Here is a 12,426-nt window from a genome sequence, read left to right as displayed (position 1 = left end):
CCCGGTGCGGCACCGTCCTGGTGACGGGCTCGCACGGGCGGTCCCGCCGGCGCCGCGGGCACTCCCCCCGGCTTCGCCGCGGGCGCCCCCACCCGCCGAAGGCGGAGGCAGAGCGCCCCTACGGGCACCGCGAGCAGGTGGACCCTCGCGGTCACGGCACTACCGGGGGTCGGTGACGGGTTCCGGTGCGAGCAGGTCACCGAACTCCGGGAACTGCTCGATCGCCTGCTGTGCGGTGAGCGGCGGACGGCGCGGCCCGCGGATCACCGGCCACATGAAGGCGCGGGAGAACATCCGGCTGGGTGGCGCGCAGAACGTGCCCACGGTGAAGGCGATGTCGGACACCGTCCGGTCGCGGGCCGCCACGTGTGCCACCCGAGCCGCCATCCAGGTCTGGAAGGCGGCGCCGCGCACCGGCACGGTGGAGGTGACGCCGGGGAAGAACAGGTCGTTGCTGACCGCGTTCTGCCAGGCGAACGCGTTCGCCTTGGCGACGCCCCGCTGCACCCGGCGGCCCAGGCCCGGCCCGAGTCCGGTGCGCCGCAGCTCCGCGCGGAGCGCCAGGGCGGAGCGGGCGGCCACCGACATGCCGGTGCCGTAGGTCGGGTTGAGCGCCGAGGCGGCGTCGCCGATCACGAAGTACCCCTCGGGCAGGGGCAGCTTCTCGTAGTGGCGCCGCCAGTTGGGCATCCGCCGGTAGGAGCGGATGTCGCTGAGCGGCTTGGCCCGGGACAGCAGCCGCGACACCAGCGGGTCCTCCCAGTCACCGCAGTCGGAGACGAACTCCTTCTCGTCGGTGGGGGGTTCGCCACCGCGGCTGCCGAACCTGGTGACGATCCAGCGCCCGTTGTCGTTCGGCAGGATCGCGATCCCGCGGCCCGGCTCGCCCGTGCCGGGCTGCACCTGGATCATCACGCCGGGGAAGTCCTCCGTCCCCTCGGGCGCCTGGTACCAGCGGCTGGCGTAGGCGAACCCGGCGTCGACCAAGTCCTCCCGGGGCGCCGCCACGCCGAGCTCCGCCAGCCAGCGCGGGCCGTCGGAGCGGCGGCCGGTGGCGTCGACGACCAGGTCCGCGGCGATCGTCTCCTCCCGCGCGTCCTGGCCCGATTCGAGCGGCTTGATCCGCACGCCGGTGACGCGCTGGGCGTCCCCGGTCAGCGCCACGGCCTTGACGCCCTGCCGCAGCGTCAGGCGGGCGGCGCCCAGCACCTGGCCGCGCACCACGTGGTCGAGCGTGTCGCGGCCGCACAGCAGCAGGTAGGCGTCCGTACGGTGCCGCTGGAACCAGTCGCGCGGACCGCGGGTCAGCGTGCCGCCGGGCAGGCCGCGCCGCTTGGCGCCGGCCGCCATCAGCAACTCGGTGGTGCCCGGCAGCAGTTCGTCGAACGCCTCGGCGCCGCCCCGCATCAGGATGTGGTTGTGCCGGCCCTGCGGCAGGCCGTTGCGGGGGGCCGGCGTCGTGGGCAGGACATCGCTCTCGACCACCACGACCTCGTCGGCGTGGTCGGCGAGGACGGTCGCGGCGAACAGGCCCGCCAGGCCACCGCCGAGAACGACAGCGGTCGTCACTGCGCTATCCCGTAGGTGGCGAGGTAGGTCTTCATGCGCTGCTCGGCCAGCGCCGGGTCGGCGAACAGGCCCAGGCCGTCGGCGAGCCGGTAGGCGGTGGCCAGGTGGGGCACGGAGCGCGCCGACTGCTCGCCCCACACCATGCGGGTGTGCGCGCTGTGACCGCCCAGCCAGCCGAGGAAGACCAGGCCGGTCTTGAAGAAGAACGTGCTGCGGCCCGGGCCCTCGAAGAGGTGGGCGCACAACGGCACGGTGGAGTCCAGCAGCTGGCGGCCGTGCGCGGTGTCACCGCGGTCCAGGGCGCGCAGGGCCTCGGCCGCCAGCGGCGCGATCGGGTCGAAGACCGGGGTCAGGCCGTCGCTGAAGCCCTGCTCGTCGCCGGCGAACAGCTCCGGGTAGCGGTCGGTGTCGCTGGTGTAGAAGCGCACGCCCTCCGGCAGCAGCCGGCGCATCTGCACCTGCTGCTCCGCCGGCAGCAGCGCCACCTTCACACCGTCGACCTTGTCGATGTTGTCGCGGACGATCGCCAGCAGCGCACCGTAGGCGCTGTCCACGTCCATCTGGCCCCAGTAGCCGGTGTGGCGCGGGTCCCACACGGAGGTGATCCAGTGCAGGATCGCCGGCTTCGAGCACTGCCGCAGCAGCGCGCCGTACAACTCGGCGTAGTCGGCGGGGTCCTGGGTGGCGGCCGCCAGCTGCGGGCTGCACATGATGATCGCGGTGGCGCCGGCGCTCTCCACGACCTCCAGCTGCTGCTCGTACGCGAGCCGGACGTCCTTGACGCTGGCCGGCGAGAACGGGTCGAGCTGGTCGGTGGTGATCGCGACGGCCATCCGGCCGCCCACCGCGCGGGCTTCGGCGGCGGAGTGGCGGATCAGCTCCACCGACGTGGGCCAGTCCAGGCCCATGCCGCGGTGCGCGGTGTCGAGCGCCTCGGCGAGGGTGTAGCCGTGCGCCCACAGGTGGCGCCGGTAGGCCATGGACGCCTCCCAGTCGATCGGCTGGGGCGGCGGCGGGCCCATCGGCGGCCCGAACGGCTCGTTGGCCGCGAGCGGGTCGCCCAGCACGTGCGCGGTGGCCAGTGGGCTCCGCTTGGCGAACGGCGAGTCGTCGGGCGTGAAGACGCGCGGCGAGGCGTTCGGCTCGTACGACGTCAATGTTCCGTCGGCCTCGGGAAGTTTGATCACTTTCGGCTCCCAGTCTCTGCTCGACCACCACGGGCGCTTCATTGAATCGACTCCGCGAGTGGCCGAACCAGATCAACCGCCCCCTAAAGGACCTGGGTGACCCCCCTACCTGCGAGCGGCCCGACACCACCCCAAGTGCCCTGCCCAGAGCCCTTGTAGGGGCTGCCGGACGGTACTTCTGGGGGTCCCCGCTCTGGAGGGCCGCCGGGCCGCGATGCGTTGATGGCGGGGACGGCGATATCGCGGCCGCGCGGCCGCGGGGACGGAGAGGCTGGACACATGTGGAACTGTGAGTACGGGGTCGAGGTCGGCGTCACCGGTGCGGAGGTCTGGGCCCGGTACACCGATCTCGACACATGGCCGGAGTGGTACGGCTCGCTGAGCTCGATCCGCCTCGACGGGCCGTTCGCGGCGGGCTCGGAAGGGGTGATCGAGCAGTCCATGGAGTCCGGCAACCGGACGGCCCCGGTGGCGTTCACCCTCACCGACGTCACCGACGGCAGCGGCTTCACGCTGCTGACCCGGATCGGCGAGCAGGTCGAGATGCGGTCGGTGTGCGCGATCGCGCCGGCCGGCGACGGCGTACGGATCACCCACCGGGCGGAGCTGGACGGGCCCGGCAGCGAGCAGATGGGCGCCCAGATCGGCGCGCAACTGGAAGAGGCGCTCCGCACGGGTGTCGACCGCCTGGCCAAGGTCCTGACGTCCTGACGGGCCCGCCCCGGCCGCGGCGCCCCACCCGGGCGCCGCGGCCACCCCACCGCGGCCACGTCACCGCAGCCGCTCCCGCGACCACCGGCGGCCCGACGGCCGTCGGACCGCCGGTCTCCGGCCGCCCCACCCGGTGCGGCGGCCACAACGCGGCGCGCCCCCCAACGCGGCACGGCCGCACCACGCACGGCGAAGGCTCCCGCCGGTAGGACCGGCGGGAGCCTTCTGGGTGAGCCGTTCGTCCGCGACGGGGGCGCGTGGGCGAACGGCGGTCAAGGGGGTCAGCCGTGCGACGGACGGGGCGCCTGCGACGGGCCCCGGTCCTCCTCCATGGCAGCGGGCGCGCCCGCCGGAGCGGCGCCGCGGGACTTCTCGCGCGCCTTCGGCGCGGCGCCGGCCTGTTCCGCCTCCTGGGGCCGGACCCGCCGCAGGAAGAGCGCGGACAGCAGCGCGGACAGGGCCATCAGGACGGCGGCGGTGACGGCCGCGACGTGGATGCCCGCGGTGAAGGAGTCCCGGGCGGCAGCCAGCACGGCGGCGCCGGCCCGGCCGGGGACGGACTGGGCGACGACGGTCGCCCCGCCGAGCGTCTGCCGGGCGGCGTGCACCTTGTCGGCGTCCACGGAGGCGGGCAGCCTGCCGGTGATGTGGCGCCGGTAGACGGCGGTGGTGATGGTGCCCAGGACGGCCATGCCCATCGCGCCGCCGAACTGGGTGCCGGTGGCCAGGATCGCCGAGGCGGTGCCGGCGCGTTCGCGCGGGGCGGCGCCGATCAGCAGTTCGGTGCCGAGCGTCATCACCACGACCATGCCACCGGCCAGCAGCGTGGAGGCGAGCAGCACGACCCACAGCTGCGAGTCGCTCTGCACCTGGGTCATCACCCCGAAGGCGGCGACCCCGAGCACGAACGCGCCGCTGATCAGGTGGCTGCGATCGACCCCGCGCTTGAGGAGGATGGTGCTCACCGGCGTGGTGACGCCCACCCCGATCGACGGCACCAGGCTCCACAGGCCGGCCGCCAGCGGGCTGAGGCCGTGCACCAGTTGGAGGTACTGGGCGGTGAGGATCGCCGTGCCGGACATGGTCAGGTTGGCGATGAACTTGGTGAGGATCGGGCCCTTGACCGCTCGGCTGCGGAGCAGGTTGAGGTCGATCATCGGGTCGGGCCGGCGCTGCCGCAGCACGAACAGCACGCCGAAGACCAGACCGACCACGAGGCTGGCCACCCGCAGCGTGTTCACTCCCGAAGTGGCCATCTCCTTGGCGCCGTAGATGATCGGCAGGATGGCCAGCAGGGACAGGACGGAGCTGACGAAGTCCATCCCGCCGGTCTTCCGCGGCCGCGCCTCCGGGACCAGGAGCGGCGCCGCGACCAGGAGCAGCACCATGAACGGGATGTTGATCAGGAAGACCGAGCCCCACCAGAAGTGCGCGAGCAGCAGGCCGCTGATCACCGGCCCGAACGAGACGCCGGTGGCCAGGCCGCCGGCCCAGATGGCGATGGCCGTCTGCCGCTGCTTCTCGTCGTTGAACATGTTGCGGATCAGCCCGGCCGTGGTCGGCGTCAGCGTGGCGCCGGCGATGCCGAGGATGCCGCGGGCCGCGATCAGCATGCCGGCGCTGGAGGCGTAGGCGGCCATGAACGACGCCGCGCTGAACGCCACCGCGCCGGTCAGCAGCAGCCGCCGCTGACCGATCCGGTCCCCGAGGGAGCCCATCGTGATCAGCATGCCGGCCAGCACGAAGCCGTAGATGTCGAAGATCCACAGCTGCTGGGCGCTGCTCGGCTGGAGTTGGCGGGTGATGTAGGGCACTGCGAAGAACAGCACCGAGACGTCCATGGAGACCAGCAGGAGCGGCAGCAGGAGCACGACGAGCGCGGTCCACTCCCGGCCCCCGGCTCGCGAGCGGGGTTCTGTCATGCCGTCAATCATACGTCCGTGTAAGTCGCTTGTACAGGACGGACGAGCGACCAATACATACGGCCGTCTAGAACGACGCACGGACCTCCCGGCCTGCCGCCCGGCTCCCGACAGGGGAACCGCGGGCGCGCCCGGGAGGTCCGTGGGTGGTGCTGGTAGTGCTGGTGGTTCCGGTAGTGCCGGCGGTACTGGTGGTGCGGCGGCGGCCGTCAGGAAGCCGGGTAGATCCTGTCCGCGATCTTCGCCTTGGCCACGCGCAGGCCCTCCAGCTCGACCGGGGTGAACCCGCCCTGCGTGGGCCGCTCCGGCACTCCCTCCAGCTTCTCCACCAGCGTCCAGCGCGAGCCGCACTCCAGCAGGGAGCGGTGCTTGACCCCCAGGTAGTCCGGCGCGATGCTGACCGCCACACCCGAGGCGCCCCGCGCCGCGGCGAACAGGTGCGGGTGGAAGCGGGTGGCGATCCAGGTCTGCCCGGGGCCGGCCGGCAGGCCGGACTCCAGCAGCTCGTCCATCGTGTAGCGGCGGGCCACCGGCATCCGCTGCTCGGCGAGTTCCATCACCTCCTTGTCGAAGTCGGGCGAGGACTCGATCAGCCCGACCCGGTCGACTCCCCACGCCTTGACCATGCCGGCCACGTAGTCGACCAGGTCGGAGGTGTCGACCTCGGAGAACTTCGTCTGCAGGCTGACCATCACCTCGGGGGCGTCAGCGTCGGCGCGGAACAGGTCCGGCGAGATGTTCAGGAACATGTCGTCCGGGCTCTGCACGGCGGCGTCGATGCCCTTGAGGAAGTCGTAGGTCACCGAGTCGCGCACGTCCGCGATGCCGAACCGGGAGATGAGCCGCCGGGCCAGGTCCTCGGTGCCCGGGGCCAGCGGCCACAGGCCCTGGCCGGTGAAGGCGGTGAGCGCCCCGGAGTGGGCGGCGGCCGCGGGCGCGGCGGCGAGCATGCTCAGCAGCCGGGCGAAGTGGCTGTTGATGAAGCCGCCGCCGACGATGTGGATGGTGTCGGCCCGCCGCAGTTCCTCGATGCCCTCGGTCAGGTCGGGGACCGAGGCGGGGTCGGCGACGGAGCGCTCGACGAAGGCGACGGACTCCTCGACGTTCTTGTCCATGCACATGAAGGCGCACAGCCGCCACAGGGTGGCCACGAAGCGGACCCTCGGGTGGATGCCCTGCAGCCGTCGGGCGACCACGTCGGGGCCGGCGCAGTCGATGACGACCTCCGCGTCGGGGGCGACCTTGGCGAGGTGGCGCAGCCACATCTTGGCGATCAGCTCGTCGCCGTAGTTCCCGACTCCGGCGGGAGTGACGAGGTAGTGCCGGGTGCGTGCAGTCACGCGGGGCTCCTATGGTTTCGCGCACACCCAGGTGCGCTGCGGTGGTTGACTGGCCGGGCGGGTGGACGAGCCGGCGACATCACTCGGCGACGGTGATGGCGCCCACCGGGCAGCGGAAGGCCGCGTCCCGGACGGACTGCCGGCGATCGGGGTCCACGTGCGGATCGATCAGAAGGACGACACGGCCGTCCTCGTCGTCCTGGCTGAAGACGGACGGATCGCTGAAGACACAGGACCCGGAGCCGACACAGCGTTCGTGGTCGACGTGCACGCGCATCTGTCGGTCTCCCGTCACCAGGTGACCGGCACTTCGTAGATGCCGTAGATGTGCGCGTCGTGCTTGAAGGGCAACTGCTCGACGGGCTCGGCCAGCCGCAGGCCGGGGATGCGGGTGAGCAGCGAGGTGAAGACGATCTCCAGCTCGACCCGGGCGAGGTTGGCGCCCAGGCACTGGTGCATGCCGTAGCCGAAGGCGAGGTGGCCCCTGGTCTCGCGGTGGATGTCGAAGGCGCCCGGGTCGGGGAAGACCTTCTCGTCCCAGTTGGCGGCGCCGTTGAGGGCGACCATGCCCTCGCCCTCGCGGATGACGACGCCGCCGAACTCCAGGTCCCTGGTGGCCACCCGGACGGTGGCCGCGTCCTCGATGCTGAGGAAGCGCAGCAGTTCCTCGACGGCGTTCCCGGTCAGCTCCGGGTTCTCGCGGATCTCGGCGAGCTGCTCGGGGTGCTGGAGGAGCACGACCGTGCCGAGCGAGATCATGTTGGCGGTGGTGTCGAAGCCGCCGTAGACCAGCATCTTCGCCACGGTGACGAGGCTGCTGTGCTTCAGGCGCTTGGCCTCGTCGGTCTCCTCGGCGTTCTTCCGGATCACCCGGCTGAGCAGGTCGTCGCCGGGGTTCTTGGTCTTCTCGGTGACCACGCGCTCCAGGTAGGCGTCCATCTCCAGGTGCAGGGCGCCGGCCTCTTCGGGGGTGGCGTTGCGGTTGGTGGTGGCCTCGGCGAACCGGCGGAAGAAGTCGGCGTCGGCGCCGGGCACGCCGAGCAGTTCGCAGAACAGCCCGCACGGCAGCGGGACCGCCAGCTCCTGGACCAGGTCGACCGGGCCGCCCTTCTCCAGCATCGCGGTGATCCGCTCGTCGACCAGCTGCTGGATGCGCGGGCGCAGCGACTGTATCCGCTTCGCGGTGAACTCGGGGATCAGCAGCCGGCGCTGCACGGTGTGCCCGGGCGGGTCCATCGCCACCAGCGGGAGTTCGACGATGTCGATGAACTCCTCCGGGATGGGGAAGACGATCGGGTACGCCGGGTGCTTGCCGTTGGAGCTGAGCGTGGCGTCGCTGAGCACCTGCTGCACGTGCTCGTGCTCGGACAGCGCCCACACCTTGCGGCCGCCCTGGCGCATCACCCCCCGTACGGGGCAGCCGCCGCCGACCAAGCCGGCGTACTCGGGCGGCATGGCCAGCGGGTCCTTGCGGGGCAGCGGGAAGAGCAGCGGCTCGGCCGCCGGGTCCACCTCGGGTTCGACGTCGGTCATGGGGCGTTGTCCCTCTCGGATCGCGTGATGCGCGCGGCTATCAGTTCCGTCACCGCGGTCGCGTGGGTGGTCAGGAAGAAGTGGCCGCCGGGGTACACCCGCACCTCGTACGGGCCGGTGGTGTGCTCCCGCCATGCCTCGGCCTCGTCGGCGGTGACGTGTGGGTCGTCCGCGCCGGTGAGGACGAGCAGCGGGCAGTCCAGCGCGGGGCCGGGCCGGTACCGGTAGGTCTCCGCGGCCTTGTAGTCGCTGCGGACCGCGGGCAGCAGCGACGCGAGCAGCTCCCGGTCGGCCAGCACCCTGGCGTCGGTGCCGCTCAGCCGGCTGATCTCGTCGAGCACCTGCGCGTCGGTGCCGCGGTGCACCCGCTCGTCGCGGAACCGGGACGGGGCGCGCCGGCCGGAGGCGATCAGGCCGTCGGCGGGGTGTCCGGCGTCCTGGAGCCGCCGGGCCACCTCGAACGCCACGGTGGCGCCCAGGCTGTGGCCGAAGAGCGTCAACGGCCGGTCGTCCCACGGGTCCAGGGCGGCCGTGATCCGGTCGGCGAGCCGCCCGACGTCGTCGATGAGCGGGTCGGTACGGCGGTCCTGCCGGCCCGGGTACTGCACGGCCAGCACCTCGACGCGGGGCGCGAGCGCCCGCGAGACCGGGAAGAAGTACGACGCCGATCCGCCCGCGTGCGGGAAGCACACCAGGCGCGGTGCCGGCTCCGGCGCCGGGTGGAACCGGCGGATCCAGGTGCCGCTGTCGACCGGGGTCACGGGCATGTCGGGTCGGCCTCCGTTTCGGGACGAGGCTGGGGCAAAGGGGGGTTGACGTGTCGACGTCGCGTCAGGACGTGGACAGCTCGTTTCCGATGACGTAGTCGGAGACGTCGACGGAGGCCGGCTCGACCCGGGCGAGGGCCTCCTTGACCGGGACGGACAGCCGCTCGCGCTTGGCCGCCTCGCGCTCCTCGCGGCCCTCGACGAACCGCGGCAGCACCTCGTCGGCGAAGAGCTGCAGCGACTCCATGACGTGCTCGTGCTTGGTCTTGCCGAGCTGCACCTGGAAGACGACCTGGTCCACGCCGGCCGCCTCGTACTCGGTGAGCATGGCGGTGATCTGGTCCGGGGTGCCGATCCCCCGGCGCAGCGCGGTGAGCTGGTCGATCATCTGCTGGGCCATCGGGTCCGGCTCGGCGGAGGGGTCGATCGGCGCCGGGTCGCGGGTGAAGCCCATCGCCTCCTTCGTCTGCTGGAACGTCTGCCAGATGTCGGTGGTGCCGGGGTGGTGCTGGCCGAAGACGAAGTAGTGCATCAGCGTGTAGGCGAAGAAGTGGGCGCCTTCCAGGCCCCGGTCGACGGCCGTCTCCTCGTCGTGGTGGCACATCAGCGGCATGACGACGGCGAAGTTGGGGTTGACGCTCAGTCCGGCCGGCACGCACTCCTCGGAGTTGATGATGGCGTAGTAGGCGTCCGCGCGTTCCTTGGCCTGCTCGGGGGAGGCGAAGGAGAACGACAGCGCGCCGAGCCCGTTGCGGGCGGCCGTCTCGATGGTCTCGCGGACGCTGCAGGCCACCCACAGCGGCGGGTGCGGCTTCTGCTTGGGCTTGGGCACCAGGTTGCGCGGCGGCATGTCGATCCACTGGCCCTTGTGGCCGGTGAACGGCGTCTCGGTGAGCAGCCTGACGATGACGCCCAGCGCCTCGCGCCACTGCTCGCGCTTGGTCGCCCGGTCGACGTTGAACGCGCCGAGCTCCAGCTGCGAACTGCCCTGCCCCGAGCCGAACTCGACCCGGCCGCCGGAGATCAGGTCCAAGGTGGCCAGCCGCTCCGCGACGCGGGCCGGCGGGTTCACCGCCGGGGGCAGCGAGACGATGCCGTGGCCGAGCCGGATGTTCTTCGTCCGCGCCGCGGCGGCGGCGAGGAACACCTCGGGGGCCGAGCCGTGCGAGTACTCCTCCAGGAAGTGGTGCTCGGTCGCCCAGACGCAGTCGATACCGATCCGGTCGGCCAGTTCGATCTGTTCCAGGGACTCCTTGAGCAGCCGTTCCTCGCTGTCCTCGGCCCAGGGCCTGGGGAGTTGGTGGTGATAGCTGAGACCGAATCGCATGTCCATTCCTCTCGTCGGCGTTGACACGGTAGGGGGGTCCGCACCGGCTCCGGCCGGACCCGGCGGCGCTCTGGGGTGGCCGCGGCCGCATCAGGGGGGTGCCGGGGTGACCCCTGGTCCGCTAGGGGCCATACCGCGGAAGGCGGAGCGGTAGAAGAGCAGGGGTTCCACGGGCGAGTCGGCGATGTCCAGGGCCCGTACCCCGCCCACCACGATGCTGTGGTCGCCGCCCGGGTGGACGGCCTCGATGACGCACTCCACCCAGGCCACCGACCCGGCGATCCGGGGCGAGCCGGTGGCCGGGCCCGGGCTCCACTCGACGCCGGCGAACTTGTCGGCGCCGCTCACGGCGAAGGCCCGGCACAGCGCCTCCTGGTCCCTGCCGAGGACGTTGACGCAGAAGGCGCCGGAGGAGCGGATACGCGACCAGGAGGTGGAGTCGCGCGAGGCGGAGAAGACCACCAGGGGCGGGTCCAGGGAGAGCGATCCGAAGGACTGGCAGGTGAACCCGACCGGTTCGACGGCCGGCCGACCGACCGGGGCCGGCCGGCCCCGGTCAGCGGCGGTGATGACGGTGACGCCGGTGCAGAAGAAGCCCAGGACCTGCCGGAACACGGCGGGGTCCGGCTGCGCCGCGGTCGTCGGCCCGGGGCGCTGCACGGGGGTGCGCGCTGTCGTCACCGCGGCACCTCCGCGCTGCCGGCGGGCGGCTGTTCCACGGTCAGATCGGCGCCGCCGGCGGGCGGTTGCTCCACGATCAGGTGGGCGTTGGTGCCGCTGATGCCGAACGAGGAGACGGCGGCGCGGCGCGGCCGGCCGGTCTCGGGCCACGGCTCGGGCCGGGTCAGCAGCCGTACCGCGCCGGCGCCCCAGTCGACCTGCGGGGTGGGCTCGTCGACGTGCAGCGTCATCGGCAGCAGGCCGTGCCGGATCGCCTGGGTCATCTTGATGATGCCGGCGACCCCGGCGGCGGCCTGGGTGTGCCCGATGTTGGACTTGACCGAGCCGAGCCACAGCGGCCGGTCGTCGGGCCGGTCGCGGCCGTAGGTGGCCAGCAGGGCCTGCGCCTCGATCGGGTCGCCCAGCCGGGTGCCGGTGCCGTGCGCCTCGACGGCGTCCACGTCGTCGGGCCGCAGGCCGGCGGCGGTCAGGGTCTGCCGGATCAGGCGCTGCTGCGACGGGCCGTTGGGGACGGTGATGCCGCTGGAGGCGCCGTCCTGGTTGGTCGCCGAGGCGCGGATCACCGACAGTATCCGCCGGTTGTTGCGCAGCGCGTCCGACAGCCGCTCCAACACCAGGACGCCGGCGCCCTCGCCCCAGCCGGTGCCGTCCGCGGACGCGGCGAAGGACTTGCAGCGCCCGTCCGGGGACAGCCCGCGCTGCTTGCTGAAGTAGACGAAGGTCTCCGGCGTCGACATCACCGTCACGCCGCCCGCCAGCGCCAGCGAGCACTCCCCGGTGCGCAGCGCGTGGCCGGCCAGGTGCGCGGTGACCAGCGAGGAGGAGCAGGCGGTGTCCACGGTGACGGCCGGCCCCTCCAGGCCGAGAGTGAACGCGACCCGGCCGCTGACCAGGCTGCCGCTGCCGTCGGCGCCGTCGTAGTCGTGGTACATCAGGCCGGCGAAGACCCCCGTCCGGCTGCCCTTGAGCGACAGCGGGTCGATCCGGGCGTTCTCGACGGCCTCCCAGGTCACTTCCAGCAGCACCCGTTGCTGCGGGTCCATCTCCTGGGCCTCGCGCGGGGAGATGCCGAACAGGTCGGCGTCGAAGTCGCCCGCCTGGTGCAGGAACCCGCCCTCGCGGGTGACGCTCTTGCCCGGCGCCCCGGGCTCGGGGTCGTAGATGCCGGCGGTGTCCCAGCCGCGGTCGCCCGGGAAGAGGGTGACGGCGTCCCGGCCTTCGGCGACCAGCCGCCACAGCTCCTCGGGGGAGTCGGCGCCGCCCGGGTAGCGGCAGGCCATGCCGATGACCGCGATCGGTTCGGCGGCGGCCTTCGCCAGTTCCTCGTTGTGCTCGCGCAGGCGCTCGTTGTCGATCAGCGACTTGCGCAGCGCTTCGACTATCCGGTCC

Annotated in this window: 10 protein-coding genes and 1 pseudogene; 1 reads left to right on the top strand and 10 read right to left on the bottom strand. The window is 72.5% G+C overall.

Annotated features, from left to right (window positions below; translation table 11 throughout):
* Window positions 1-159: 159 nt before the first annotated feature.
* A complete protein-coding gene (locus tag OG370_RS37055; protein WP_328472165.1) occupies window positions 160-1,569 on the bottom strand; it encodes an FAD-dependent monooxygenase in 1,410 nt (469 codons plus the stop codon).
* The gene (locus OG370_RS37050; protein ID WP_443060813.1) at window positions 1,566-2,798 is read right to left on the bottom strand and encodes a DUF993 family protein; all 1,233 of its coding nucleotides are present in this window, start codon (window positions 2,796-2,798) and stop codon (window positions 1,566-1,568) included. The genes OG370_RS37055 and OG370_RS37050 overlap by 4 nt, the downstream gene beginning before the upstream one ends.
* Before the next feature lie 237 nt (window positions 2,799-3,035).
* Here OG370_RS37050 and OG370_RS37045 point away from each other — a divergent pair, with 237 nt between their 5' ends.
* A complete protein-coding gene (locus OG370_RS37045) occupies window positions 3,036-3,467 on the top strand; it encodes an SRPBCC family protein (protein WP_328472161.1) in 432 nt (143 codons plus the stop codon).
* Between the two features lie 281 nt (window positions 3,468-3,748).
* On the opposite strand, the gene OG370_RS37040 is transcribed toward OG370_RS37045, so the two are convergent.
* The 8 genes and pseudogenes from OG370_RS37040 to OG370_RS37005 form a co-directional block, all read right to left on the bottom strand.
* Window positions 3,749-5,389 (bottom strand): MFS transporter, encoded by a 1,641-nt coding sequence (locus tag OG370_RS37040; RefSeq protein WP_328472159.1) that lies wholly within the window; start codon window positions 5,387-5,389, stop codon window positions 3,749-3,751.
* Window positions 5,390-5,598: 209 nt separating this feature from the next.
* Window positions 5,599-6,729, bottom strand: a complete 1,131-nt coding sequence (locus OG370_RS37035; RefSeq protein ID WP_328472157.1) for a polysaccharide pyruvyl transferase family protein — start codon at window positions 6,727-6,729, stop codon at window positions 5,599-5,601.
* 79 nt (window positions 6,730-6,808) lie between these two features.
* Entirely contained in the window at window positions 6,809-7,006 is a 198-nt protein-coding gene (locus OG370_RS37030) for a ferredoxin (RefSeq protein ID WP_328472155.1), read from the bottom strand.
* A gap of 14 nt (window positions 7,007-7,020) precedes the next feature.
* On the bottom strand, window positions 7,021-8,262 hold the full coding sequence (locus OG370_RS37025; RefSeq protein WP_328472153.1) for a cytochrome P450: 1,242 nt from the start codon (window positions 8,260-8,262) through the stop codon (window positions 7,021-7,023).
* Entirely contained in the window at window positions 8,259-9,029 is a 771-nt protein-coding gene (locus tag OG370_RS37020) for a thioesterase II family protein (protein ID WP_328472151.1), read from the bottom strand. Before OG370_RS37020 ends, OG370_RS37025 begins: the two co-directional genes overlap by 4 nt.
* 64 nt (window positions 9,030-9,093) lie before the next feature.
* Window positions 9,094-10,356 carry an LLM class flavin-dependent oxidoreductase gene (locus OG370_RS37015; protein WP_328472149.1) on the bottom strand — a complete coding sequence of 421 codons (1,263 nt, stop codon included), beginning with the start codon at window positions 10,354-10,356 and terminating at the stop codon, window positions 9,094-9,096.
* Window positions 10,357-10,446: 90 nt separating this feature from the next.
* Entirely contained in the window at window positions 10,447-11,037 is a 591-nt protein-coding gene (locus tag OG370_RS37010) for a flavin reductase family protein (protein WP_328472147.1), read from the bottom strand.
* Between the two features lie 23 nt (window positions 11,038-11,060).
* A pseudogene (locus tag OG370_RS37005) lies at window positions 11,061-12,398 on the bottom strand (type I polyketide synthase); the annotation flags it as partial.
* Window positions 12,399-12,426: the final 28 nt, after the last annotated feature.

This window comes from Streptomyces sp. NBC_00448 (assembly GCF_036014115.1).
Taxonomy (GTDB): Bacteria; Actinomycetota; Actinomycetes; order Streptomycetales; family Streptomycetaceae; genus Actinacidiphila.
Note: the sequence above shows the minus strand (reverse complement) of the source record. Positions and strands in the feature narration are given on the sequence as shown.

Bases quoted from the DNA above. Each gene is read 5' to 3' on its own strand.
- OG370_RS37040 (WP_328472159.1), bottom strand. From the start codon at position 5,389: ATGACAGAACCCCGCTCGCGAGCCGGGGGCCGGGAGTGGACCGCGCTC.
- OG370_RS37050 (WP_443060813.1), bottom strand. From the start codon at position 2,798: ATGAAGCGCCCGTGGTGGTCGAGCAGAGACTGGGAGCCGAAAGTGATC.
- OG370_RS37030 (WP_328472155.1), bottom strand. From the start codon at position 7,006: ATGCGCGTGCACGTCGACCACGAACGCTGTGTCGGCTCCGGGTCCTGT.
- OG370_RS37025 (WP_328472153.1), bottom strand. From the start codon at position 8,262: ATGACCGACGTCGAACCCGAGGTGGACCCGGCGGCCGAGCCGCTGCTC.
- OG370_RS37020 (WP_328472151.1), bottom strand. From the start codon at position 9,029: ATGCCCGTGACCCCGGTCGACAGCGGCACCTGGATCCGCCGGTTCCAC.
- OG370_RS37015 (WP_328472149.1), bottom strand. From the start codon at position 10,356: ATGCGATTCGGTCTCAGCTATCACCACCAACTCCCCAGGCCCTGGGCC.
- OG370_RS37045 (WP_328472161.1), top strand. From the start codon at position 3,036: ATGTGGAACTGTGAGTACGGGGTCGAGGTCGGCGTCACCGGTGCGGAG.